The organism is Thermostichus sp. OS-CIW-20 (genome assembly GCF_054061455.1).
The window spans coordinates 1-23,887 of record NZ_JBSSEF010000011.1 but is presented as its reverse complement, the minus strand read 5'-3'; the positions used below and the strand labels follow the sequence as shown (position 1 = coordinate 23,887).

Annotated in this window: 18 protein-coding genes, 2 tRNA genes and 1 pseudogene; 10 read left to right on the top strand and 11 right to left on the bottom strand. The window is 60.3% G+C overall.

Annotated features, from left to right (window positions below; translation table 11 throughout):
- Positions 1–115: 115 nt before the first annotated feature.
- From ACVWXC_RS06070 to ACVWXC_RS06055, 4 genes are all read left to right on the top strand, one after another.
- Positions 116–1,279 carry a GuaB3 family IMP dehydrogenase-related protein gene (locus ACVWXC_RS06070; protein ID WP_457391677.1) on the top strand — a complete coding sequence of 388 codons (1,164 nt, stop codon included), beginning with the start codon at positions 116–118 and terminating at the stop codon, positions 1,277–1,279.
- A gap of 40 nt (positions 1,280–1,319) precedes the next feature.
- Positions 1,320–1,391 (top strand) — tRNA-Val (locus tag ACVWXC_RS06065).
- 301 nt (positions 1,392–1,692) lie between these two features.
- Positions 1,693–3,273 (top strand): iron uptake porin, encoded by a 1,581-nt coding sequence (locus ACVWXC_RS06060; protein ID WP_457391679.1) that lies wholly within the window; start codon positions 1,693–1,695, stop codon positions 3,271–3,273.
- A 444-nt stretch (positions 3,274–3,717) separates the two neighbouring features.
- Positions 3,718–5,298: an iron uptake porin gene (locus ACVWXC_RS06055; RefSeq protein WP_457391681.1), complete on the top strand. Its 1,581-nt coding sequence runs from the start codon at positions 3,718–3,720 to the stop codon at positions 5,296–5,298.
- 258 nt (positions 5,299–5,556) lie between these two features.
- Here ACVWXC_RS06055 and ACVWXC_RS06050 read toward each other — a convergent pair whose 3' ends face one another.
- Together ACVWXC_RS06050 and ACVWXC_RS06045 are read right to left on the bottom strand one after the other, a co-directional pair.
- Entirely contained in the window at positions 5,557–6,396 is an 840-nt protein-coding gene (locus tag ACVWXC_RS06050) for a DUF6671 family protein (RefSeq protein ID WP_457391683.1), read from the bottom strand.
- Between the two features lie 67 nt (positions 6,397–6,463).
- Positions 6,464–8,161, bottom strand: a complete 1,698-nt coding sequence (locus tag ACVWXC_RS06045; RefSeq protein WP_011430261.1) for a SulP family inorganic anion transporter — start codon at positions 8,159–8,161, stop codon at positions 6,464–6,466.
- Between the two features lie 301 nt (positions 8,162–8,462).
- On the opposite strand from ACVWXC_RS06045, the gene gyrA reads away from it, so the two are divergent.
- From gyrA to psb28, 4 genes are all read left to right on the top strand, one after another.
- Positions 8,463–11,018 carry a DNA gyrase subunit A gene (gyrA, locus tag ACVWXC_RS06040; protein WP_457391701.1) on the top strand — a complete coding sequence of 852 codons (2,556 nt, stop codon included), beginning with the start codon at positions 8,463–8,465 and terminating at the stop codon, positions 11,016–11,018.
- Between the two features lie 190 nt (positions 11,019–11,208).
- The gene (locus tag ACVWXC_RS06035) at positions 11,209–11,604 is read left to right on the top strand and encodes a DUF760 domain-containing protein (RefSeq protein ID WP_011430263.1); all 396 of its coding nucleotides are present in this window, start codon (positions 11,209–11,211) and stop codon (positions 11,602–11,604) included.
- 86 nt (positions 11,605–11,690) lie between these two features.
- Complete coding sequence (locus tag ACVWXC_RS06030; RefSeq protein WP_457391686.1) at positions 11,691–12,875, top strand: glycerate kinase family protein; 1,185 nt, start codon at positions 11,691–11,693, stop codon at positions 12,873–12,875.
- Positions 12,876–13,046: 171 nt separating this feature from the next.
- Positions 13,047–13,361, top strand: a complete 315-nt coding sequence (psb28, locus tag ACVWXC_RS06025) for a photosystem II reaction center protein Psb28 (RefSeq protein WP_011430265.1) — start codon at positions 13,047–13,049, stop codon at positions 13,359–13,361.
- A 5-nt stretch (positions 13,362–13,366) separates the two neighbouring features.
- On the opposite strand, the gene gatA is transcribed toward psb28, so the two are convergent.
- The 8 genes from gatA to ACVWXC_RS05985 form a co-directional block, all read right to left on the bottom strand.
- Entirely contained in the window at positions 13,367–14,896 is a 1,530-nt protein-coding gene (gene gatA, locus ACVWXC_RS06020) for an Asp-tRNA(Asn)/Glu-tRNA(Gln) amidotransferase subunit GatA (RefSeq protein ID WP_457391688.1), read from the bottom strand.
- Between the two features lie 167 nt (positions 14,897–15,063).
- On the bottom strand, positions 15,064–15,360 hold the full coding sequence (locus tag ACVWXC_RS06015) for a hypothetical protein (RefSeq protein WP_099834899.1): 297 nt from the start codon (positions 15,358–15,360) through the stop codon (positions 15,064–15,066).
- A 107-nt stretch (positions 15,361–15,467) separates the two neighbouring features.
- Positions 15,468–15,806, bottom strand: coding sequence for a hypothetical protein (locus tag ACVWXC_RS06010; protein ID WP_099812128.1), 339 nt, complete (start codon positions 15,804–15,806; stop codon positions 15,468–15,470).
- A gap of 76 nt (positions 15,807–15,882) precedes the next feature.
- Positions 15,883–15,955, bottom strand: a tRNA-Ala gene (locus ACVWXC_RS06005).
- The gene (locus ACVWXC_RS06000; protein WP_457391691.1) at positions 15,946–16,620 is read right to left on the bottom strand and encodes a Uma2 family endonuclease; all 675 of its coding nucleotides are present in this window, start codon (positions 16,618–16,620) and stop codon (positions 15,946–15,948) included. Before ACVWXC_RS06000 ends, ACVWXC_RS06005 begins: the two co-directional genes overlap by 10 nt.
- A gap of 66 nt (positions 16,621–16,686) precedes the next feature.
- Entirely contained in the window at positions 16,687–17,067 is a 381-nt protein-coding gene (locus tag ACVWXC_RS05995) for a hypothetical protein (RefSeq protein WP_011430270.1), read from the bottom strand.
- A gap of 228 nt (positions 17,068–17,295) precedes the next feature.
- Positions 17,296–17,595, bottom strand: coding sequence for a ferredoxin (locus tag ACVWXC_RS05990; protein ID WP_011430272.1), 300 nt, complete (start codon positions 17,593–17,595; stop codon positions 17,296–17,298).
- A gap of 163 nt (positions 17,596–17,758) precedes the next feature.
- Positions 17,759–18,952, bottom strand: a complete 1,194-nt coding sequence (locus ACVWXC_RS05985; protein ID WP_457391693.1) for an RNA-guided endonuclease InsQ/TnpB family protein — start codon at positions 18,950–18,952, stop codon at positions 17,759–17,761.
- Positions 18,953–19,339: 387 nt separating this feature from the next.
- Here ACVWXC_RS05985 and ACVWXC_RS05980 point away from each other — a divergent pair, with 387 nt between their 5' ends.
- Entirely contained in the window at positions 19,340–20,755 is a 1,416-nt protein-coding gene (locus ACVWXC_RS05980) for a hypothetical protein (RefSeq protein WP_457391695.1), read from the top strand.
- Between the two features lie 87 nt (positions 20,756–20,842).
- Positions 20,843–23,686: a tetratricopeptide repeat protein gene (locus ACVWXC_RS05975; RefSeq protein WP_457391697.1), complete on the top strand. Its 2,844-nt coding sequence runs from the start codon at positions 20,843–20,845 to the stop codon at positions 23,684–23,686.
- On the opposite strand, the pseudogene ACVWXC_RS05970 reads toward ACVWXC_RS05975, so the two are convergent.
- Positions 23,673–23,887: pseudogene (locus ACVWXC_RS05970) on the bottom strand (hypothetical protein); the annotation flags it as partial. The gene ACVWXC_RS05975 and the pseudogene ACVWXC_RS05970 overlap by 14 nt on opposite strands.

Sequence of the window (23,887 nt, the reverse complement as noted above, 5' to 3'; positions counted from 1 at the left end):
CCGTTGAGGCAGAGACAAGCGAAGCTAAACCGGAGGGAAAACCCGGCTCTTGCTAGTCTCAAATCACACGTTGGCGGCATGATAGGAAGAAGGGATCCTGTCAGAGGGGAGGGAAATGAACGCACAACTGGGGCGCAATCGGCAGGCAAGACGCGCTTACGGGCTGGATGAGATTGCGCTGGTGCCGGGCAGGCGAACCCTGGATCCCAGCTTGGTGGACACCCACTTCACCCTGGGAGGGATCCAAAGGCCAATCCCCATCATCGCCAGCGCCATGGACGGCGTGGTGGATGTGCGAGTGGCCATTTTGCTCTCGGAGCTGGGGGCCTTCGGGGTGCTGAACCTGGATGGGATCCAAACCCGCTATGCTGATCCCGATGAGGTTTTGGCTCAGATCGCGTCGGTGGGCAAAGACGAGTTTGTGCCTCTGATGCAGCGCCTCTACAGCGAGCCGGTCAAGCCGGAGCTAATCCAAGAGCGCATCCGCCAGATTAAAGCCTCCGGCGCCATCGCGGCCGCTAGCTGTGTGCCCGCCCACGCAGCTGAATATGGCCCCCTGGTGGCTGAAGCCGGGGGGGATCTGTTTTTCGTTCAGGCCACGGTGGTTTCCGTTCACCACAAGGTTCCCGAAGGCATGGAACTGCTGGATCTGGCCCAATTTTGCCGGTCGATGCCCATTCCTGTTGTGGTGGGCAACTGCGTTACCTACGATGTCGCTCTGGAGCTGATGCAGGCCGGAGCTGCCGGTGTCTTGGTGGGGATCGGCCCTGGCGCTGCCTGTACTTCCCGCGGCGTGTTGGGGGTGGGGGTACCACAGGCTACAGCGATTGCCGACTGTGCCGCTGCACGGGAGCAGTTTTTGGCGGAAACCGGCACCTATGTCCCTGTGATTGCCGATGGGGGATTGGTGACCGGTGGCGACATTTGCAAGGCCATCGCTTGTGGAGCCGATGCAGTGATGATCGGATCCCCCTTGGCCCGCGCCTATGAGGCCCCCGGTCGCGGCTTTCATTGGGGCATGGCTACCCCCAGCCCCATCTTGCCCCGCGGCACCCGCATCCGCGTGGGATCCACCGGCACCCTGGAAGAGATCTTGTGCGGCCCCGCCCGCCTCGATGACGGCACCCACAACCTCTGGGGTGCTCTGCGCACTAGCATGGCCACCCTGGGGGCTGCCAATCTCCGAGAAATGCAGCAGGTGGAGATCTGCATCGCCCCCTCCCTCCTGACCGAGGGGAAGGTGTACCAGAAGGCGCAAAGCCTGGGCATGGGGAAATAGTTCTTTGGGAATGCTAAACTCGGTGGACTGGGATCCCCCAGGGCGGTTAGCTCAGCGGTAGAGCGCCTGCCTTACAAGCAGGATGTCACTGGTTCGAGTCCGGTACCGCCCATCCCCGCTTCAGCCCGCGACTTAGGAGCTCTGTCTCGGCTTTGGCGTGCACCCGCTAGTCAGGGTCGGATCCCTGAGGTAAAGTAATGGGTATGGGGCCTGGAGCGTCTGCCGCCGTTGAGCCTCACGTTGAGTCTCATTCAAAAAGTGTGTAAAGTGGTAGACGATGTGAAACAGGGCTGTACCATGTTCTTCGAGGGTCCGCGGTTGTCAGACTCGTGCTTGAGTTAGACAGTTGACTACCTCTAGAAGACATCGCCACAGCCGAGACAGGTGTGAGGACACAGAACAAGGAGAGAAACATGCCCGCGAAACACGCGAACTACTGGAAAACGCTGCTGGCTGGCACCCTGGGCGCAGCGGCAGTCTTGACCCCTGGAGTGGCTTATGCCCAAGCTACCGGGCCGGTCACCTCCATCTCTGAACTTTCGGATGTGCAGCCTACTGACTGGGCTTTCCAGGCGCTGCAATCTCTGGTCGAGCGTTACGGCTGTATTGCCGGCTACCCCGACCGCACCTTCCGCGGCAACCGGGCCATGACCCGCTATGAGTTTGCCGCTGGGATGAACGCCTGCTTGGATCGCATCAATGAGTTGATTGCAGCCGGTTTGGCCGACAAAGTCTCCAAGGAAGACTTGGCCACTCTGCAGCGCTTGCAAGAGGAATTTGCTGCTGAGCTGGCAGCCCTGCGCGGGCGGGTGGATGCGGCAGAGGCTGATATTAACGATCTGAAAGGGAAGATCTTCAACCCAGTTACCAAGCTTAACGCTCAGGTCATTACCGCAATTCTTGGTAGCGCTCTTACAGAAGACCGGGTCGTACAAGGAAGAGTGGTAGCCGAGCAAAATCAGGCAAACATGACTCTTCCCTATCGGGTACGCTTGAACTTCGATGCTTCTTTTGTGGGTCGCGATCGCCTGCGCATTCGTCTCCAAGCTCGCGATGCGGTAACCACCTTCTTTGAGGGTGACCCAGGCGTTGGCTTCCAAGGAGGTGCGGGCGGTACCTTTACTCTTGCCCAGCTGGTTTATCAATTTCCTGCTTTCGACCGCGCTGCTACCATCTACACAGGTATTACAGGTACAGGGGTGTCTAGCGTTCTGCAGTACAGCACGCCCTTTGATGCTCTGTCGGACTTTGCCGATGCTCCCAACTCTACGGCAGATGTGCCCAGCGGAACCTTATTTGGTTTTCGCTACCGTTTGAGCGACCAGTTTCGTTTAGCCTACGCCTACAGCACCAGAAGAGGTCAAGCTCTGGGGAGAGGCTTTGGCGACAGTGGCTTGACAGGTGATGATAGCGCTCACACCGTCGAGCTGGGCTTCTTGCCAACCAAGGGCTTGGAGTTTTACCTTCAGTTTGCTTCCACCTACCTGCAGCAAGCAAATGACGGTCCTACCTTCCTGGCCACGGGTAAAAGTCTCTTCCGCGGGCCGGTAAGAAGAACGCAGGTCAATGTCTCTGCACGGGTGAATGCTTTTACGTTCGCAGCCAACTGGGAGATCAGCCCTCGCATTACCTTGTCTGGCTGGTTTACGGCTGGCAATGTGGATTACAACCTGCCCAATGTGGTACCGGCTGGTACTGTGGATCCGGGAGAGGAAGACTTTAACGGTTTCCTCCTTGGCTTTGTTTTCCCCGACCTCTTCGTGGAGGGTGCCAAAGGCGGGATTGTATTTGGGCAGCCAATCGTGACCACAGACAACGACGGAGTGTGGGATACTCGCCCCTTCGTTGTGGACGTCTACTACAGCTTCCCGGTCAATGAGTACATTACCTTGACACCTGCTGCCTATTTTGTAAGCAACCCCAACGGAGGCAGGCCAGGAGACAACGACCCAACCATTGGTGTGGGGGCTTTGCGAGCTGTGTTTACTTTCTAGTTCCTAGCTCCTCACGCTTACAGCCAAATTGCCAGGCAGAGATCCACTACGGTGGATCTCTTCATTGAATAAGAATAATCAACTCCTCTGTGGGGATAAGGATGCTGACATTGAAGAGCTTGAGGTTGAGCTTAAGACGAGGCCATGGGCTACAAAAAGCGCACTGCGTGAGATCTGCCCAGGTCTTTGCCACAGGCTCGGTGTAGGTGTGAGAATGGCGGGAACAGATACCCATGTCTTGGCCACAGATGTGGGGACACCGCATTAACTGTAGGGCAGGCCGGACAGCAAGAGGATGTGGACTTCGGCTGTATCATAATCTCCACATCATGTCTTCACCGAAGTCCGCAGTTGCCAGACTTGTTCTTGAGTTAGGCAATTGGTTACCTCTAGAAGACATCCCTACAGCCAAAAAGGTGTGAGGAAAAGAACAAGGAGAGAAACATGCCCGTGAAACACGCGAACTACTGGAAAACGCTGCTGGCCGGCACTCTGGGTGCAGCAGCGATCCTGACCCCTGGAGTGGCTTATGCCCAAGCTACCGGGCCGGTCACCTCCATCTCTGAGCTTTCGGATGTGCAGCCCACCGACTGGGCCTTCCAAGCCCTGCAATCCTTGGTGGAGCGCTACGGTTGTATTGCCGGCTACCCTGACCGCACCTTCCGCGGCAACCGGGCCATGACTCGCTTTGAGTTTGCCGCCGGTATGAACGCCTGCTTGGATCGCATCAATGAGTTGATTGCAGCCGGTTTGGCCGACAAAGTCTCCAAGGAAGACTTGGCCACTCTGCAGCGCTTGCAAGAGGAATTTGCTGCTGAGCTGGCAGCCCTACGCGGGCGGGTGGATGCCCTGGAGGCCGATGTTACTGATTTGAAAGGGAAGGTCTTCAACCCGGTTACCAAGTTGAATGCCCAAGTCATCGCCGCTGTTGTAGGCAGCGCTCTCACGGAAGACAGAGTTGTTGATGGGAAGGTAGTGGCAGAGCAAAACCAAGCCAACATGACTCTTCCCTATCGGGTACGCTTGAACTTCGATGCTTCTTTTGTGGGTCGCGATCGCCTGCGCATTCGTCTCCAAGCTCGCGATGCTGTGACTGAGTTCTTTGATGGGGATCCCGGCCTTGAGTTTGGCGGCCGTGGCGGCGGCACTTTCACCCTGGCCAAGCTGATCTACCAATTCCCAGCTTTCAACCGAGCAGCCACCATCTACACGGGTATCGTTGGCTCAGGTGTGTTCGATGTATTCAACTACAGCACACCCTTCGAAGCTCTCTCCGACTTTGCTGATGCTCCCAACTCCACGGCGGACGTGCCAGGTGGAGCTCTGTTTGGCTTCCGCTACCGACTCTCGGATCAACTACGCTTGGCCTACAGCTACAGCACCACGAACGCTCAAGCCTTGGGCAAGGGCTTCGGCGACAGCGGTATAACCGGTAGCGACAGTGCCCACGCGGTGGAGCTGGGCTTCCTGCCGAATGAAAATCTAGAGATTTACCTGCAGTTTGCCAGTACCTATCTGCAGACGGCAAACGATGGCCCTGAGTTCTTGGCCAACGGTACAGCTCTTTTCCGTGGCCCTCTGAGAGTAACCAATGTGTCCACCTCTGCACGGGTGAACGCCTTTTCTGTGGCTGCCAACTGGGAGATTACCCCCCGCGTCATCGTATCTGGCTGGTTTACTGCTGGCAATGTGGATTACAACTTGCCCAATGTGGTACCGGCTGGCACCATCGATCCGGGTGATGAAGATTTTAACGGATTCCTGTTTGGCTTCGCCTTCCCAGATCTGTTCATTGAGGGTGCTCAAGGGGGTGTGGTTTTTGGCCAGCCAATTGTGACCACCAAAAATGAAGGAGTTTGGGATACCCGCCCGTTCATTGTGGATGTTTACTACAGCTTCCCGGTGAACGAGTACCTCACCCTTACCCCGGCGGCCTACTTTGTGAGCAACCCCAATGGTGGCAAGCCGGGAGACAACGACCCAACCATTGGTGTAGGTGCTCTGCGGGCTGTGTTCAACTTCTGATGAGTTGACCTCTTTTGCAGGTTCATAGCTGGTTAGGGGATCCACTGCAGTGGATCCCTTTTTTGGTTCAAACCTTCCTTTATGGTCATTTCGATTCAGACTAGGACACTGCACCCACGTCTGAAACGTTGAGTGCATACAGCGAAGGGCTTTTTCTCTATAGCCCAGGTGTCTCACCCTAACCTGAAACGACTACAACTCCTCTGCGGGGATGACAATGCCGGCTCTGGAGAGCCTGAGGTCGGGCTCAAGACAAGGCTAGGGATTACAGAAAGCACACTGAGCGGGATCCGCCCAAGGCTCTGCCACAGGCTCGGTGTGGGTGTGAGAACAGCGGGAACAGCCATATACCCAAGCCTTGGCCACGGGGGTGGGGGCGCCACATTGGCCGCAGGGCAGTCCAGAGACCGAGCGGATCTGCCAGTAGCCGGGAGTGCCGCAGGCCGGGCACAGGCTTTGGGCTTTGGCGATTAGGTTTTGGGTGGCGGCTGCGATGACTTGGAGCCGGGTTGGGTTGTGCAGGGCCCGCATGTCGGTTTCCAGATGCAGGCCACCCTGCCGAGCCAGCAGCTCCCCCACCACCTGCTTCAGGGTTGCTTCGTCTTGGATTCCTTTGTGGATAACCTGGGGCTTTTCTGGCTGGTCGAGGGCGATCAGGGCGTGCTGGGGAAAACCCGCCCTTTGGGCAAAGTCCAGCGCTTCTGCCCAGCTCTGCACCCAGCGATGGCTGAAATTGGTTTGGGTGCTCTCTGCATAGCCGACCAGCTCCAAGGGCTCCGCGCCGGGTTCAAAAACCCTGAGCATGACCCACTCCTGATTCGAAGGGATCCAAGGGATCTGGGGGTGGGGGCCAAAGGATCCCTCGCTGGCCAAAACCAAGGAGACGGGATGAGCTTGGCGGGCTCTCTCAATTTTCAGGCGTAGGGTGTGGATGGGATCCCCCGGTCGGGGCCGCTCCCGCGAGAAGGTGCCCAGTTGGTCGGTGTCCAGAGGTATCACTTGCACCTGGATCCCCAGGTGGTGGGCCAAGAGAGGGCCGATCACCTGCTCTTTGCGATGCAGGGTTGCCAAGTAGGCAACCCGACCTTTCCAGTGCATAGATCCAGAACTGACCCCGATCCGGCAAACGAAGTCTGCAGCTTTCTTGTTGGGCTCATCGGAGGGCTCAAACCAGGGGGCTGGGTTCTAGCGGCAAGCCCAACTGGGCGACGGCCTCGGCCAAAGCGGCCTCCCGGCTCTCCACAAATCGCTCTGCCGGCAAGGGCAGATGCAGGCTTTCCAAGCGCTGCCGGATCCGACCCTTGGCCCCGACGATCCACACCTGTTTGCGTTGATCTAGAGCTTCGCGGATGGCATTTTCCAAGGACAGCGTCGCCGAAACGCCTAGCATCGGCACATCGGACAAATCCAAGACCAAAGCCTGGCAGGAGGCCACCGCCTGGTGTTGGCGGGAAATGGCCTGGGAAACCCCGAAGATCATGGGCCCGCTCAGGTAAAATAGCAACACCTGACCGCGGCCCTGGCGCAGCAATTCCTTTTCCCGCGGGGTGAGATCTACGGCATCGTCCGCATCGGTAATGGCTTTCACCTCTTCCGCTTGCAGCTCGCTCAGACGCTGAATGGTGAGCAAATTGGCCACAAATACCCCTACCCCCACGGCGGCGATGAGATCCACGAACACCGTCATGAACATCACCCCGTACATAATGGCTGCCCCTTTGAGGGAGAGGCGGTGGGCCCGCTTCAGGAAGCTCCAGTCGAGGATATCCACCCCCACCTTAAAGGCGATCCCCGCCAGCACCGCCATTGGGATCCCTTGCGTGAGGGGAGCGGCAAACAGCACCACCATCAAGAGGATGAGGGCGCGGGTGATGCCCGCCAAGGGCGTACGTCCCCCTGACTGGATATTCACCACCGTGCCCATGGTCGCCCCCGCCCCCGGCAAGCCCCCCAGGAAGCCGGAGACCAGGTTGGCGATCCCCTGCCCGATCAGCTCTTGGTCGGAGTCGTGGCGGGTGCGGGTGAGGTTATCAGCAATGACTGCCGTTAAGAGGGTGTCGATGCAGCCCAGCATGCCCAGCACCACCCCGTCCAACACCAAGCTGGCCAGGGAAGCAAAGGGCAACTGCGGCCATTGCACCTGGGGCAAGCCGGTGGGGATGGGCCCGATGCGCCGCAAATCCCAGTCAGCCATGAACAAGTTGGCCACCAGCGTTCCCAGCACCAGGGCCACCAACTGGGGCGGCACCACTCTTCGCCAAGGCTTGGGATAGCCAAAGAGGATCGCAAGGGTCAGCAGCCCCAACCCCAGTTCCGGGAACTTGAGATTGAGCAGGTAGGTCGGCAGGTTCTGCACCGCCCCGATCACTCCCCCCTGGCTGGCGTGGCCCAAAAGGGGCGGGATCTGCAGCAAAATCATGATCCAGCCGATCCCCGACATAAAGCCGGAGATGACGCTGTAGGGCATAAGGGTGATGTATTTGCCCAGCTTCAGGGATCCAAACAGCACCTGAAACAGGCCCCCCACCATCACCACCGTGAAGGCCGGCCCCAGTCCCTGGTTCGGATAGCTGGCGGTAACCTTGGCAATGACTGCCGTCATCATCACCGTCATCGGCCCGGTGGGCTCGGAGATGAGGGTGGGAGTGCCGCCGAACAGGGCAGCAAAAAAGCCCACACACACCGCCCCATACAAGCCCGCCACCGGCCCGGCACCAGAAGCCACCCCAAAGGCCAGGGCCATCGGCAGCGAGACAATAGCCGTCGTCAGGCCACCGAAGAGATCCCCACGCCAGTTTTCTAGGCTCAGACGCCGACGCCAAGCCAGCACTCCCCCACCTTGCCCCGTCACTTGGCCCAACATGCCCCACTGCCCTCAATGCTATAGGCAGCCTATCATTGAGCGTTACCATAACGCCCCGATTAGAGGATAGATTTTTATCTATAAATGTCTTCAGGGATCCCCTTGGGACAGGGGGCGGCTCCGGGCAACTCCCTCTGCCCCGGCAAAAGGCAATGGTAGACTAGACGCAGGCGCACTTTATTTTAGTTTCCTGGGTTGCCGACCGTTGGCCGGCAATGGCGATTGCTGCTGCGACAGCTTTGTAACCTCGAACCGTGCCCGCGCCCAAGCCGACCGGGATCCCTCACCTCTACCCCCACCCATGAGCGACAACGAATTGACCGCGCGCATCATCTCCACCGACCTGCAGCGGGAGATGGCGCAGTCCTACCTGGAATACGCCATGAGCGTGATTGTCGGGAGGGCTCTGCCGGATGCCCGCGACGGCCTCAAGCCGGTGCATCGCCGCATCCTCTACGCCATGCACGAGCTGGGCCTGACGGCGGATCGCCCTTTTCGCAAGTGCGCCCGCGTCGTGGGGGATGTGATCGGGAAATACCATCCCCACGGGGATCAGGCGGTTTACGAAGCCCTGGTGCGCATGGCCCAGGACTTCTCCATGCGGGAGCGCCTGGTGGACGGGCACGGCAACTTCGGCTCCATCGACAACGACCCGCCGGCGGCCATGCGCTACACCGAGTGCCGCCTCACCGCTTTTGCCCAGGAAGCCCTGCTGCAGGATATCGACGCCAACACCGTCGACTTCATCGACAACTACGACGGATCCCAGCAGGAGCCGCTGGTGCTGCCGGCGCGGATCCCGCAGTTGCTGTTGAACGGTTCTTCTGGCATTGCCGTGGGCATGGCCACCAACATCCCGCCCCACAACCTGGGAGAGCTGGTGGACGGCCTGATCGCCCTCATCCACAACCCCAACCTGACCAGCCTGGAGCTGATGCAGTGGATCCCGGCCCCCGATTTCCCCACCGGCGGGCTGATCATGGGCCAGGAAGGCATCCGCGAAGCCTATACTACCGGGCGCGGCTCCATCACCTTGCGGGGGGTGGCCACGGTGGAGACCATCGAGCAGCGGGGCCGACCGACGCGGGAGGCCATCATCATCACCGAGCTGCCCTACCAAACCAACAAGGCAGCCATGATTGAAAAAATTGCCGAGCTGGTCAACGAGAAAAAACTGGAGGGCATTGCCGACATCCGCGACGAAAGCGACCGCGAGGGCATGCGGGTGGTGATCGAGCTGAAGCGGGATGCTCAGCCTCAGGTGGTGCTCAACAACCTCTACAAGCAAACCCCTCTGCAGAGCAACTTCGGGGTCAACATGCTGGCCATCCTCAACGGCGAGCCGCGCACCCTGACGCTGCGGGACGCACTGCAGGCTTTCTTGGATTTTCGGGCAGAGGTGATCGAGCGGCGCACCCGCTACGAGCTGCAGAAAGCCGAAGAGCGGGATCACCTGTTGCAGGGCTACCTTTTGGCTTTGGGGCAGTTGGATCGGGTGATCGCCCTCATCCGCGGAGCCGCCGATGCCGCCACAGCCCGAGCTGAGTTGCAGGCAACGTTGGGCCTGAGCGAAGCGCAAGCCGATGGCATTTTACAGATGCAACTGCGCCGCCTCACCGCCCTAGAAGCGGAGAAAATCCAGGCCGAACACGAAGACTTGGTGAGGCAAATTGCCGATTTGCGGGATATTTTGGCCCGCCGGGAGCGGGTGATGCAGATCATCAGCGAAGAGCTGCAGCAGCTCAAGAGCCGCTTTGCCAGCCCGCGCCGCTCCCGCCTCTGCCTGGAAGACTGTGAGCTCAAGGTTGCCGATCTGATCGAGAACCGCGAGACGGTCATCTTCCTCACCGAGCAGGGCTACATCAAGCGCATGGACCTTGAAGAGTTCCAGGTGCAGGGGCGGGCCACCCGCGGCAAGGCCGGCGCCCGCATCAAAGACGACGATGCCATCGAGCAGTTTTTTGCCTGTCGCAGCCACGACACTATCCTCTTTTTCACGGATCGGGGGATGGTCTATACCCTGCCCGCCTACGAGATCCCGCAGGGGAGCCGCACCGCCCGCGGCAGCGCCATCGTCCAGTTGCTGCCCATCACTCGGGAAGAGCGGGTTACCTCGATGGTGCCCGTGAGCGAGTTCAGCGACGACGAATACTTGGTGATGCTCACCCGAGCGGGCTACATCAAAAAAACGGCCCTCAGCGCCTTTGCCAATGTGCGTTCCAACGGCCTGATTGCCATCTCTCTGGAAGAAAACGACGAACTGCGCTGGGTGCGCCGCGCCCGCTCCAGCGATGATGTGGTCATGGCGACCCGCCAAGGCATGTCCATTCGCTTCCCGGCGGATGACGAGCAACTGCGCCCTCTGGGACGGGCCACCCGGGGCGTGCGGGCCATTACCCTCAACGCCGGCGATGACATCGTCAGCATGGATATTATCTCTGCCGAATCGGTGATGGCTGCCGAGCGAGAGGGGGAGAAGCTGGCTAACCCTTGGGTGCTGGTGATCACCAAAGAAGGGCGGGGCAAGCGCTCGGCCATCGACAATTTCCGCCAGCAAAACCGCGGCGGCAAGGGGGTGATCGCCACCAAGTTCCGCCAGGCGTCGGACGAGCTGGCGGCCCTGCGCATCGTCAATGCCGAAGACGAGATCCTGTTGGTAACCGCCAGGGGCATTGTCATGCGCCAGTTGGCCAAGGCTATTCCCACCCAGTCCCGCGAGGCGACAGGGGTGCTGGTGCAGCGCTTGGATCCGGAGGACAGCATTGTAGGAGTGACGGTGGTGCCCGCTTCGTTTATCAGGGATCCGGCGGAAGCTGAAGAGGAGCCGGCAGAGGGGATCCCCGAGGCCGACGGTTGATCTCCGAGGCGGCGCCTCCCGAGGTACGGCATTTGCCGCCTCAAAGGGGTGGGATCCCGTACCGAAGGCGGGGAGGCTCGGGTGTTAGGTTTGACATAGCCCAATTGGCGGAGCTGCGAAGGCCTAAGGAATGGGGCCAACAGCTCCGAGTTGGGCTAGATTTGCTGTGTTTGGGGAGCTTGGTGACTCCATGTCGAGCCCGATCAATTTCATTCCTGGTTTTGAGGCCGCGCAAACGCCCAGCCCCAACAACCGGCTCTGGCAATATCTGCAGTCTCAGGATCCCAGCGTTTTTCAAGACATCGCCCGCAACTCGTCGCCGGAGGTGCTGGAGATCTTGGGCCACAACATTCGCAGCTTGGTGGGCAGTTTGCCGCCAGACCAATTTGGCGTTCAAATCATCACCAACCGCGAGAGCTTGGCAAAAATGCTCTCCGGGGCGATGATGGGTGGCTACTTTCTGCGGGTGATGGAGCAGCGTCTGGCCCTGGAGCAGTCTTTGGGCAACTCATCCGCCGCCGTCCCCTCTCCCCAACCTTCAACACCGGATCAACCTCCAACAGCGGAGGGGGGCAGTGCCCAATAGCTCCGGGCTCAGCCTTGCGGGCCCGCAGCCAAGTTCAATCCATCCTCTCTGTTGCCGCCGAGGACGTTTTAGGGCTGATGCTGGGTATGGGTTCACCAGACCAGGGATCTGAGTTCAGCCGCCCACCTCGGCGGGTTTTGATCTGCCCGGATAGCTTCAAAGGATCCCTGACAGCCAAGGCAGCAGCGGAGAGCATCTCCCGGGGCATCCGCCAGGTCTTGCCGAAGGCCAAGGTGGAGCTACTCCCCCTGGCCGATGGGGGCGAGGGCACGCTGGAGACCTTGTTGCCGGCGCTGGGGGGAGAGAAACGAGGGCTGTGGGTCACTGGCCCGCTGGGGGATCCCGTCTGGGCCGAGTACGGGGTGGCAGGCGAGCGGGCGCTGCTGGAAGTAGCCCAGGTGGCCGGCCTGACCTTGGTGCCCCCTGAGCAGCGGGATCCCACCCGCACCACCACCTATGGCCTGGGGGAGCTGTTGCGGGCCGTCTGCCGGGATCCCATCGCCGAGATTTGGATAGCGCTGGGCGGATCCGCCACCGTCGATGCGGGTGCGGGGATGGCGCAGGCCTTGGGCTATCGCCTCTTGGATGGGGCCGGGGATCCCATCGGCTGGGGGGGAGGGGAGCTGGCCCGCCTGGCGCGCATCGAGCCACCTAAACAGCGCATTTGGCAAGGCAAGCGCATCCGCGGCCTCTGCGATGTGCAAAATCCCCTCACCGGCCCGTTGGGGGCGGCTGCCGTCTTTGCCCCCCAGAAGGGCGCCACTCCCCAGCAAGTGCGGCAATTGGAGCAGGCACTGCAGCAGTGGGCCAGGGTGGTGGAGCGGGATCTGGGCCGGGCCGTGGAGGGGATCCCAGGGGCCGGCGCCGCCGGCGGGCTGGGGGCAGGATTGGTGGCTTTTTTGGGCGCCACCCTGGAGTCCGGGATCCAGCTCTTGGCCCAGCACTTGGCCCTGCCGGAGCGTCTCCGCCGCTGCGATCTGGTGGTAACTGGCGAGGGCCGCCTTGACGAACAGAGCAGCATGGGCAAGGTAGTGGGGGCGGTGCTGGAGCAGGCCATGGTGGCCCAGAAGCCCCTGCTGATTCTCTGTGGCCAGGCCACCCCGGCAGCCCGGGCCGACTTGGCCGCCCGACCCCTTCCCATTAGAGTTGCTGCCCTCTGTGACCGGATCCCGGATGTGGCCGAGGCGCAGCGCCAGGCCGGTTACCACCTGGAGCAGATGGCCGCTTGGGAGTTGAAAAAGTTTCTGGCCGGGGATCCGATCCCCACCTAGCAAATGGCTGGGAAACAGCTTATCCATCGATCTCCAGCTCCCCTCTCCCCTTGGGAGAGGGGCTGGGGGTGAGGGCCGCTAGGGGCGGGGATCGCTTGGGTCAGCGACAAAGTGTCTTAATCATCGTGTTTGGAACAACTATAATGACTTGAATGAGTTTTTTTAAAAATTATGGCCACTATTGAGTTTTCTCCCGGTATTCCAGAAGTGCCAACGCAGGTGCGGTTGCTGAAATCCAAAACCGGCAAGCGGGGATCCGCCATTTTTCGCTTTGAGGAGCTGAAGTCCGACACGCAAAGCATCCTTGGCATGCGGATGATCGACGAGGAAGGGGAGCTGACCACCCGCAACATCAAAGCCAAGTTCTTGAACGGGGAATTCAAGGCCTTGGAAGTGATCTACGACATGGAAACAGAAGCAGAATGGGAGCGCTTCCTGCGCTTCATGGAGCGCTTCTCGGCAGCCAACCAGATGGGCATGGCCTAGTGGGCTCAGCTTTTGGATTTTTTGCTCCCCTTGGTGGACTTGCTCTTGGCTTTGGGCTGTTGAGCGGTTCCCTGGGCCTGCTCAAGGGGGGGCTGTCCCAGGGGAGGTCGCCGCTTGTGCCAGTCGGTGCTCTGCTCATAGGCATAGGCCACCCGCAGCACCTTGCTCTCCTGCAAGACGTTGCCTATGATCTGCAGGCCAATGGGCAGACCGTTGGCAAAGCCACAGGGCAGGCTCAGCCCCGGCAGGCCCGCCAAATTGACCGGGATCGTCATCAGGTCGCACAGGTACATACTCAAGGGATCCTCCCGCTCCCCCGCTTTGAAGGCTGGCGTGGGGGTGGTGGGGCTGACCAGCACATCCACCTTCTCGAAGGCCCTGAGGAAATCCTGCTTGATCAGGGTGCGCACCTTCTGGGCTTTGAGGTAGTAGGCGTCGTAGTAGCCGGCAGAGAGGGCATAGGTGCCGATCATGATGCGCCGCTTCACCTCCGGCCCAAAGCCGCGGGCGCGCGTTTTGCCGTACATAGCCAAGAGGGAGTCGGCGGGTTCCCGCAGGCCGTACTTGACGCCGTCGTAGCGGGCCAGATTGGAAGAAGCTTCCGAAGGGGCAATGATGTAATAGGTGGCCAGGCCATAGCGAAAGCTAGGACAGTCGATCTCCAGGATCTCTGCCCCCAGCTCCTCTAGGTGTTGGATGGCCGCTTGCACGGCAGCGCGGGTCTCTTCCCCACACCCTTCTCCCAGCAGGTCGCGGATGACTCCAATCTTGAAGCCTTTGATCTCGGGGATCAAAGCCTGGCTGTAGTCCGGGATCTCCACCTTGAGGCTGGTGGAATCCAGGGGGTCATGGCCGGCAATCCCCTGCAGCAGCAGGGCCACGTCCTCCACCGTGCGCCCAAAGGGCCCCACTTGATCCAAAGAGGAGGCAAAAGCCACCAGCCCATAGCGGGAGACCAGCCCATAGGTGGGCTTGAGGCCGACCACGCCACAGAAGGCCGCCGGCTGGCGGATCGATCCCCCCGTATCCGATCCCAGGGCCACCACCGCCTGGTCTGCCGCCACCGCCGCCGCCGACCCGCCTGAGGATCCCCCCGGCACCCGCGTCAGGTCCCAGGGGTTGGCGGTGCGCTGAAAGGCCGAGTTTTCCGTAGAACTGCCCATGGCAAACTCGTCCAGGTTGGTTTTGCCCACCGTCACCATGCCGGCAGCCGCCAGCCGCGCCGTCACCGTCGACTCGTAGGGCGGGATGAACCCCTCCAGCATCCGGGAAGCGCAGGTGGTGCGGATCCCTTGGGTGCAAAGGTTATCTTTCACCGCCAACGGGATCCCGGCCAAAGGGCCAATCTCTTCCCCGGCCCGAATGCGGGCGTCCACCGCCTTGGCCTGTTGCAGAGCCAGTTCTTCGGTTACAGTAATAAAGCTTTTAAGCTGCGGCTCCAGTTGGGTGAGACGCTCCAGGTATTCGCGGGCGATCTCCTCCGCCGAGCGCTCTTTGGTTACCAACTGGCTGTGGAGGGCGCGAATCACAGACATAGGCAAACTCGCAGGGAATGGCAAACGCCGATGAGGCCAGACCAAGTTCCCTCTAGACTAATCCAGGTGGGATCCCTTCCTACCCAAAATCCCGCCAATTTCCCCTCTCCCTGAGAGAGAGGGGCTGGGGGTGAGGGCGTCGGCAATGCAGAGCGCTTGGGCCCAAGTTACCGCCGTTCCAAAAAGTCGCGGCGCAGATCCCGAATCTCCTGCCGCATCTCCCGCATCTCTTGGGCCATCTCGTCAGTGCGCCGTTCCAAAGCCTCGGTGCGCCGTTCCAAAGCCTCGGTGCGCCGTTCAATGGCTCGGGTGCGCTCGTCAAAGCGATCCAGCGCCTCGCGGAAAAACTGCGCCAGCATCGCCTGCCCTTCCCGCAGCTCTTGGATCAAAACCTGCTGGTTTTGCTGGGCAGCTTGCAACTCCTGGACGGCCCGAATCAGCCACTGCTCTTGCTCAGGTGTCATGGTTACCAAGGCGCTACAGAACAAGGAAATCCTACCACCCTAAATCTCCTCCTGGGAGAAGGATCCGGGGATGGTTACACTAGCAACGCAGAGCGCTTGGGCCCAAGCTACCGCCGTTCCAAAAAGTCGCGGCGCAGATCCCGAATCTCTTGCCGCATCTCCCGCATCTCTCGGGCCATCTCGTCAGTGCGCCGTTCCAGTGCTTCTGTGCGGCGTTCGATGGCCCGAGTACGCTCGTCAAACCGATCCATTGACTCGCGAAAGAACTGCGCCAGCATCGCCTGTCCCTCCCGCAGCTCTTGAATCAAAACCTGCTGGTTTTGCTGGACAAGACGCAGCTCCTGCTGGGCAGCTTGCAATTCTTTTTGGGAGGCTTGCAGCTCTCTTTGGGAGGCTTGCAACTCTTGGATGGCTTGAATCAGCCACTGTTCTTGCTCGGGCGTCATGGTTACTGAAGCACTACGGAATAAGGAAATCCTACCACCCCTCTCCTCCTGGGAGAGGGGCCAGGGGTGAGGGCGATGGAGAGTAGGGAACTCGAATCCCTGACCTCTGCGGTGCGATCGCAGCGCTCTACCAACTGAGCTAACTCCCCGTAGCTCTACCAGGATAACCTGAATCGGCAGCCAAGATCTCCCCCACCTGCAACTCTAGCCCCACAAAAACCTGCGAAGGTACCCCCTCGGATCCCTTCAGCTCCAGCAGGTCGTACCAGCCCTCGTGCAACAGCAGCAGGCTCACCTTCTCTTCCAAAGGATCCACAACCCAATACTCGCCGATCCCCAAAACGCAATACTCTGCTTGCTTGGCCCGGTAGTCCGCCGCCCGGCTGGATTCGCTCACCACCTCCACCACCAATAGCGGCGGCGGATCCTCCAAGCGAATCAAAGCCTCTCGGGATCCCATCTCCTGCCACTGCTCCAAAGGCAGCACCACCACATCCGGGATCCGCACCGTTTCCCAGCGGTTGCCCCGCGGCGACTGGATCCCCAGGCCGCCCTGGATTGTTGTCCAAGGCAACTGCCGTCTGGCGATCTCCGCCTCAAAAACCTGGCTGAGAAACTTTTGGATCTGGACATGCCGTCCGGTTGGAAGGGCCATGGGCACCAACTCCCCCGCCACCAACTCATAGCGGGTATCGCCGCCATCGGAATACTTGAGGTACTCTGCCAAACTCAGGCGAGCCGTTGTCGATCCAGAAGCAGAAACGGATCCGATCGTCAAAGCCACAGCCACCTCCAAAGGCTGCTCTGCTGCCATCCTAACCCCCCTCTCCCTCAGGGAGAGGGGCTGGGGGTGAGGGCCGGCGCGGAGCACTTGAGGCTGCTACCGCCGTTCCAAAAAATCGCGGCGCAGATCCCTCATCTCCGCTGCCATCTCATCAGTGCGGCGCTCTAGGGCTTCCGTGCGCCGTTCCAAGGCTTCTGTGCGCCGTTCCAGGGCTTCGGTGCGGCGTTCAATAGCGCGGGTGCGCTCGTCAAAGCGATCTAGCGCCTCGCGGAAAAACTGCGCCAGCATCGCCTGCCCCTCGCGCACTTCCTGAATCAGAACCTGTTGATTTTGCTGGCCCGCTTGCAGCTCTCGAATCAAAACCTCCTGGTTTTGCTGGACAAGGCGCAGCTCCTGCTGGGCAGCTTGCAGCTCTTTTTGGGCAGCCTGCAGCTCCTGGACAGCTCGGATTAACCACTCTTCTTGTTCTGGGGTCATCGTCAAAAAGTTCTACAGAGGATAAAAAAATCCTACTCCCCTCTCCCTCAGGGAGAGGGGCTGGGGGTGGTCGCGTTAGCGGCGCGGAGCGCTTGGGCTGGGAGAGGGGCTGGGGGTGAGGGCCGCCGGCGGCGCACAGCGCTTGAGGCTGCCGGAAAGAACCACCCAAAACAAAAACCCCTCTCCCTATGGGAGAGGGGCCAGGGGTGAGGGATCGGAGGTGAGGGCTCAGTACAGCGCTTCTTCTTGGTGGGTGATGATGGTGCAGTCGGAGGTGGGGTAGGCCACGCAAGTCAGCACATAGCCCTGCTCGATCTGATCGTCATCCAGGAAGGATTGATCGCTTTGATCCACCGTGCCGCTCACCAGCTTGCCAGCACAGGTCGAGCAGGCTCCGGCGCGGCAGGAGTAGGGCAGGTCGATCCCTTGCTCTTCCGCCACGTCCAGAATGTACTCGTCGTCCGGCACATCGATGGTGACGTCCAGGCCCCGCTCTTCGTTGATCAACCGAACTTTGTAGACAGCCATCCTGCTTGGGTCTCCAGAAAAAACGTCCACTCCTCATCCTGCCACCCTTCTGCCCCGGATCAAGCATCCTTTTGTGAGGAAATAGGCAAATCTTCCGGTTTTTTGCAGGTGGATCCGCAAAAGCCGTGCCGGGCAAGGATTGTAAACTACCCGGCTCCGACCGCTAAGCGGTACGGAGCGGGCTTTCAGTAGCCCTGAGCCTGCTCTGCTCTACCAGAGAACAAAACAAGCCCGAACCTCTAGGCTGGTTTACGACAGCCCCCAAGAGCGCAATTACGTTTGCACCATTCAAATCCGCATCCCCTTCCCATCCACAGTGCCCACACTTGAACGACTTGCCACTGCGGTAGGATTGCGCAGGATCGGGATGGATGTGTAAACACTTGTGACAGGTCTGCGACGTGTAGGCAGGCGGCACAAGAATCAGAGAAACCCCTGCAACCCTCGCCTTGTATTCCAGAAACTGGCGTAGTTGGTAGAACGCCCAACTGTTGGTCCTGCGCCGCTCGGCTTTGCTGCGCGGCTGTTGATTGACCCTTTCCCGGATCCCTGTCAGGTCTTCCAGAGCAATAGCGCTGTTGGTAGCTTTTGCCCTAGAGACAATAGCTTTAGAGATGCGATGATTGACCCACACTTGAAAGCGTCTCTCCTTGCCAGACAGCCGTTGCAACAGTTGACGGCATCTGCGCCGCGAACTGCGTGTGCCCTTACTGGCTTTACGTTGAAGTGCCGCCCTCAACCGGGAGTAGCGCTCTCGGACTCTGCTCAACTGCTGTCCATTCCAGTTGTCCCCCTCTGACGTATGGGCAATATCTGTCCTTCCAAAGTCCACCCCGATCACCCTGTCGGTATCTTGTTGCTTGGGTGGTTTTTTCTCTACGCAAATCTGGATGTAGTAGGAGCCGTCCTTCCGCTGGACTAGGGTGGCCGATTTGGGGTTAGAGCCAGCCAGCATCCCACGCTGGTAGTTGCCAATGGCTAGCTCAAAGCGTTCTCTCCCTTCAACCGTGGTCAGCGACACCGTCCAGTCTTTCTCGCGAAATGAGAAGATACGTGCATCGTAGGTAACGAACCTACGCTTGAACTCTTTAACCGGACGGTTGCGCTGTCTCGCCACTTTGCGAGCGCCCGCCACCCGTCTGCACACCTGTTGAGCCAAGTTACTGGACAAGCCGAACCGAGCTCGAATCTCGTAGTAGCAAAGGGATTGCAACTTGACCGCGTTGACGATCTTCTCCGGCGTGTTCTGGTTGACCCAGTTCAATGCCTGCACAAAGACATCCATCGTCGCGTCCAATTTGGCGGCTTGCGACTGGGACACCTTGAGCTTGCAGGAGACGGTCAGGACTTGGATCATGGTTCTATCATAACTTCCGCATTCCTCCCGGCACTGACCCTACGGGTGCAGTGCGGGGCTCCTGCGATTTCTAGCTGACTGCTCTTCCGGTGGCTCCACCTGCTTTGCTCCCAGAAGCCGCCACCCGACTCCTTCCCGGGACCCTGCCCAGTGTCTGTGACCCACGTCACCTTTGATCTTGTCCAGAAAAAATCGGCAGTACTTGCCAAAGCGGGCTAATGGGCTTGTATGATAAGCAGAGTAAACAGACGAGCCGCTTATCCAAGCGCGTGTGCGTCTTTCCTCGATTGGCTCTTTCCTACGGCCTGGCTTGCCCTGGGCGAGTTGATCGGGTAGGTTAAGGAAAGTGTTCAGCCGAGCCCCACTTTTTTGGTTAAGAGGAGAACAATGAACGGAACAATGCACAAGTGGCTCCTGAAGTCACTCGGGTCTCTGTCTCTGGCTTCCACAGTGGTGCTGCTGCCCCTGCTGCTCACCGGTTGCGGCGAAGAAAGCAGCACCAGCACCGTCACACCCGTGCCGCCCCCACCACCCCCACCGGCTCCCCCGGCTCCGCCGCCACCACCTCCAACCCCTGTTCCTGCTCCCACTCCCACCACTGCTGGCCCCATCAGCGCTCTGCCCACCCAACTGGCCGCTCTCACTCCGGGGGGACAAGTCTTCTCCAACCCCATTGTCATTCCCGTTGGCTTTGGCATCCGCCGCTCCGGCACAGCCGAGAACCTGCCGCTGGCCACCTACTCTGACTACCGAGCGGTGCTTTCCTTCCCCATTCCCGACGCCATTCCCCGCAACGCGATTGTGCAGGGGGCGCAGTTGACGCTGGTGCAGTTGCCCTCCAACGACTCGACCACCATTCCTGGTATTACTGGCGAGAAGGGGCGGGGCTTCTTCTTCCTGGATGTCACTCCCCACAACCTAGCGGCCAACAGTGTGGTGTTCCAAGAGGTGCAGCTGGGCGCGGTTGACAACGTGGTGTCCAGTGACTTCTTTGCGCCGGCGACTTCTGGCTTTGTGGCTTTGAGCTTCACCGGCAACGTGCTGGGGGGCGATGTGTCGGCGGGGCCGCGGCTGGCGGATGTGGGGCCTGGGGTGCAGCGGGCGGTATCGGCGCCAGGCCCGCGCTTCTACCAGGTGCGGCTGCAGTGCGCCAAGGAGGTGTGGAACAACCAGGCTACCTCTGTGTTCGCGTCGGTTTCCACCTCTGTCTCCAGCTCGGACAGTGGCACGGCCAGTGGCGCTCCTCAGTTTAACGCAGTGGCTCCCATTGCGGTTGTGGTTACAGGAACCGCAGCAGCCCCCAACGAAACTACCTACTCAGCTCCCGCTACCAACCCAGCCACTGCTACGATTACGCTGCTGGCCACCGGCCCCATCACGGTGAGCTTCAGTGCGGCGGGCAGCACCTTCTCGGCCTTCTTGCCCACCAGTAGCACGACGATCAGCCAAAGCTTTTTCCAGCTGTCTAACCTGGGTATCACCGCAAACTTTACATTCACAGGCCCACCAGCTGCTGGTCCCAACGCCACTGCCTCCAACACTTTCCTAGTAGGCCCTGTCAACCTGACCCTGGTTATCCCCAACCAGACCTTCTCCTACACGGCCAGCTTCTCGACCAGCTTCAGCACCAGCACCAGCACGGCGGGGACGCCAGCTAATGCGGCTGGTTTCGAGATTAGCCAGGGGGCTACGGGCACCTGCCGCGCCGAGTTCGACAAAGAGCCGGCCACGGGTACGGGTGCTGGCCCTATCACCACCGCTCGCGGGCCACGGCTGGACATCACCTTCACTGTCCCGCGCTAGTCGGCAGGCTGTTTAACCCCTCGGCGGGCCTGAAAGTTCAGGCCCGTTTTTTTCTCGCGGAACTCAGATGGTGTAGGATTAGAGGTTATGAAATCTAGGGATCCAGGCCAAGTGACACCCGATGCGCTGATAGCTACTTTGGAAGTGGCCATCCGCCACCACCAGGCAGGGGATCTGCAGCAGGCGGAGGCGGCCTACCGCCAGGTGCTGGCTCTCCAGCCCGACCAACCGGAGGCTCTGCATTTTCTGGGCATCCTCTGCTACCAGACGGGCCGCCTTGAGGAAGCCGCGGCCCACATGGCCAAAGCCACTCAGCTGCGGCCAGAGCAGGCAGCTTTTCACAGCAACTTGGGCGCTGTATATCAAGCGCTGGGCAAGCGGGAAGCAGCCATCGGATGCTACAGCCAAGCGGTGGCTCTGCAGCCGGATCACCTGCAGGCCCTCTTCAACCTGGGCCTCTGCCACTTTCAACTGGGCCAGTATGACCAAGCCGAGGAGTATTACCGGCGGGCCCTGGCCCTGCAGCCCCAAGATCCTCAGATTTTGACAGATTTGGCCCACATTGAGCGGCAAAAAGGGCGGCTGACGACGGCTATTGACTATTTAGAAGAGACTCTGAAAGCGGAGTTCACCCCCGAACGGGCACAGCAGTTGGCAGAGCTCTGCCGCGAGGCGGGGCAGTTGGAGCGCTCCGCTGAGCTCTATCGGCAGCTCCTGGAGCAGGATCCGCAGCGGCCAGAGCTACACAACGGCCTGGGCCTGACTCTAGCAGAGCAGGGGAAGTGGGAGGAAGCGATTGCCGCCTTCCGGCGGGCGCTGGAGCTGGATGGGCACTTGGTGGAAGCGCACATCAACCTGGGCACTGCTCTATTGGAGCAGGATCAGCCGGAGGCGGCCATCGAGGCCTATCGGGCAGCCCTGGCCCTGCAGCCGGATCGCCCGCGGGTTTACTTCAACCTGGCCACGGCTTTTCGCAAGCTACAGCAGCCGGAACGCGCTTTGGACTACTACCACGTGGCCCTTGGCCTGCAGCCAGACTACGCCGAGGCCCATCGCGGCTTGGCCAACCTTCTGTCAGATCGCAAGCTGCGCAAGGTGTTCTCCAATGGACTGCTAGACAGCATGGCCCACCTCAGCCGCGCTCTGGGTGTGCGGCCCAACCTGGCCGAGGCCTACTTCGAGGCCGGGTGTCTGCTGCTGGATCAGCTGCGATTCAAGGAAGCCATCCCCCTACTGGAGGCGGCCCTGGAGCACAAGCCCGATTTTGCCCTGGCCTACAACAACCTGGGCCTAGCCTATCGGCATTTGAACGAGCCGGAAAAAGAAGAGATTCAATACCGGCAGGCGCTGGTGCACGACCCAGAACTGGGAGAAGCCTACTGCAACTTGGGGCTGTTGTTGCAAAGCCAGCACCGCAACGAAGAGGCCCTGCCGGTTTTGCAGGAAGCCGCCCGCCTCAAGCCGGACTTCCTGGATGTTCACCGGGCGCTGGGATCCGTTTACAAAGAGCTGAACCGCCTAACCGAGGCACTGGAATCTTTCCAGCGCGCCCTGGAGATCAACCCCGAGGATCCTTCCACCTATGCAGGGTTGGCAGGCACCTTCCTCCAGCAATGCCGCCACGAGGAGGCCATCAAAGCCTACCGCAAGTCGGCCAAGCTGGCTCCGGGGGTGATCGCCTTCCACGGCAACATCCTCATGGGTCTGCACTACGCGCCCGATTTCGACCCCGAAGAGACCCTGCGGGAGCACAAGAAGTGGGGGGATGCCACCCAAGCCTCGGTGGCCCATCTGCGGCGGCCCTACCACCGGGATCGGGATCTGAAGCGGCCTCTGCGCATCGGCTACATCTCCGGAGACTTTAAGCTGCACTCCGTGAGCATGTTCTTTGAGCATGTCTATAACCACCACGACCACGAGCGCTTCCAGATTTATTGCTATTCCAACGGGCCGTATTCGGACATCGTGACCGAGCGGATGAAGGAAAAGGCTGACGGCTGGCGAGACATCCACAAGATCCGCTCCGATGTGGAGGTGGCCGACCTCATCCACGAGGACAAGATCGACATTTTGGTGGATCTGGCCGGCCATACGGCCTACAACCGCTTGGGCGTGCTGGCCCTCAAACCTGCCCCCATCCAGGCCACCTATCTGGGCTACCCCAACACCACCGGCCTGACCTTGGTGGACTACCGCATCACCGATGCCTATGCCGACCCGCCGGGCATGACGGAAAGGTACCACACAGAAAAGTTGATGCGCCTGCCCAAAAGCTTTCTCTGCTACAACCCTGTGGATATCTTTCCGCCGGTTTCCGAGCTGCCGGCCCTGGCTGCCGGCTACATTACCTTTGGCTGCTGCAACAACCCCACCAAAATTACCCCTAACGTGGTGGCCGTGTGGGCAGAGATCCTCAAGCGGCTCCCTAACGCCCGCATCCTGCTCAAAAACATGCGCTACACCGACCGCAGCGTCTGCGAGATCTTCTGGGGGCACTTTGAGGAGCACGGGGTGGAGCGGCAGCGGGTGCACTTGGTGGGAGATCGCCGCAGCATTCCAGAGCACCTCCAGATCTACAGCGAGATTGACATTGGCCTAGATCCTTTCCCCTACAACGGCACCACCACCACCTGTGAAACCCTCTGGGGCGGTGCGCCAGTGGTGGTCTTGGCGGGCAATGCCCATGTCTGCCGGGTGGGGGTCTCCATCCTCACCAACGTGGGGCTGCCGGAGCTGGTGGCCCAAACCCCGGAAGAATACGTGGAAATTGCCGTGAACTTGGCCAGTGATCTGGAGCGGCTGCGCCATTTGCGCCACACCCTCCGGGACAGGATGGAGCAATCGCCCCTGAGGGATCCGCAAAGCCATGCTCGCGCTTTGGAGCGGGCCTATTGGCAGATGTGGAAAAACCTGGTGGTCAGCGGCCAGTAAGTTTGCCGCCAGCGGCTGATCCTGGTGATTCCTGGGATTCGCGGGAAGTCTCACCAGGGGGGGCAACCCGGTCAAAGATCTCCCACAGCTTGGCGGCCACTGTTGACCAGCTCAGCTCCTTGGCCCGTTCCAGCCCCTTGGCAATCAGAGGAGAGCGCACCGGGTAGCTTTGAATGCGCTGCAAGGCGTCAACCAGCTCTT

What these genes read in the sequence shown, in the direction of transcription:
- ACVWXC_RS06015 (WP_099834899.1), bottom strand. Translation starts at nt 15,360, where the DNA reads ATGACACCTGAGCAAGAGCAGTGGCTGATTCGGGCCGTCCAGGAGTTG.
- ACVWXC_RS05995 (WP_011430270.1), bottom strand. Translation starts at nt 17,067, where the DNA reads ATGACCCCAGAACAAGAAGAGTGGTTAATCCGAGCTGTCCAGGAGCTG.
- ACVWXC_RS06050 (WP_457391683.1), bottom strand. Translation starts at nt 6,396, where the DNA reads ATGCACTGGAAAGGTCGGGTTGCCTACTTGGCAACCCTGCATCGCAAA.
- ACVWXC_RS06030 (WP_457391686.1), top strand. Translation starts at nt 11,691, where the DNA reads ATGGGTTCACCAGACCAGGGATCTGAGTTCAGCCGCCCACCTCGGCGG.
- ACVWXC_RS06060 (WP_457391679.1), top strand. Translation starts at nt 1,693, where the DNA reads ATGCCCGCGAAACACGCGAACTACTGGAAAACGCTGCTGGCTGGCACC.
- gyrA (WP_457391701.1), top strand. Translation starts at nt 8,463, where the DNA reads ATGAGCGACAACGAATTGACCGCGCGCATCATCTCCACCGACCTGCAG.
- ACVWXC_RS05980 (WP_457391695.1), top strand. Translation starts at nt 19,340, where the DNA reads ATGAACGGAACAATGCACAAGTGGCTCCTGAAGTCACTCGGGTCTCTG.
- psb28 (WP_011430265.1), top strand. Translation starts at nt 13,047, where the DNA reads ATGGCCACTATTGAGTTTTCTCCCGGTATTCCAGAAGTGCCAACGCAG.
- ACVWXC_RS06055 (WP_457391681.1), top strand. Translation starts at nt 3,718, where the DNA reads ATGCCCGTGAAACACGCGAACTACTGGAAAACGCTGCTGGCCGGCACT.
- ACVWXC_RS05985 (WP_457391693.1), bottom strand. Translation starts at nt 18,952, where the DNA reads ATGATCCAAGTCCTGACCGTCTCCTGCAAGCTCAAGGTGTCCCAGTCG.
- ACVWXC_RS05975 (WP_457391697.1), top strand. Translation starts at nt 20,843, where the DNA reads ATGAAATCTAGGGATCCAGGCCAAGTGACACCCGATGCGCTGATAGCT.
- ACVWXC_RS06000 (WP_457391691.1), bottom strand. Translation starts at nt 16,620, where the DNA reads ATGGCAGCAGAGCAGCCTTTGGAGGTGGCTGTGGCTTTGACGATCGGA.
- ACVWXC_RS06010 (WP_099812128.1), bottom strand. Translation starts at nt 15,806, where the DNA reads ATGACGCCCGAGCAAGAACAGTGGCTGATTCAAGCCATCCAAGAGTTG.
- ACVWXC_RS05990 (WP_011430272.1), bottom strand. Translation starts at nt 17,595, where the DNA reads ATGGCTGTCTACAAAGTTCGGTTGATCAACGAAGAGCGGGGCCTGGAC.
- ACVWXC_RS06045 (WP_011430261.1), bottom strand. Translation starts at nt 8,161, where the DNA reads ATGTTGGGCCAAGTGACGGGGCAAGGTGGGGGAGTGCTGGCTTGGCGT.
- ACVWXC_RS06070 (WP_457391677.1), top strand. Translation starts at nt 116, where the DNA reads ATGAACGCACAACTGGGGCGCAATCGGCAGGCAAGACGCGCTTACGGG.
- ACVWXC_RS06035 (WP_011430263.1), top strand. Translation starts at nt 11,209, where the DNA reads ATGTCGAGCCCGATCAATTTCATTCCTGGTTTTGAGGCCGCGCAAACG.
- gatA (WP_457391688.1), bottom strand. Translation starts at nt 14,896, where the DNA reads ATGTCTGTGATTCGCGCCCTCCACAGCCAGTTGGTAACCAAAGAGCGC.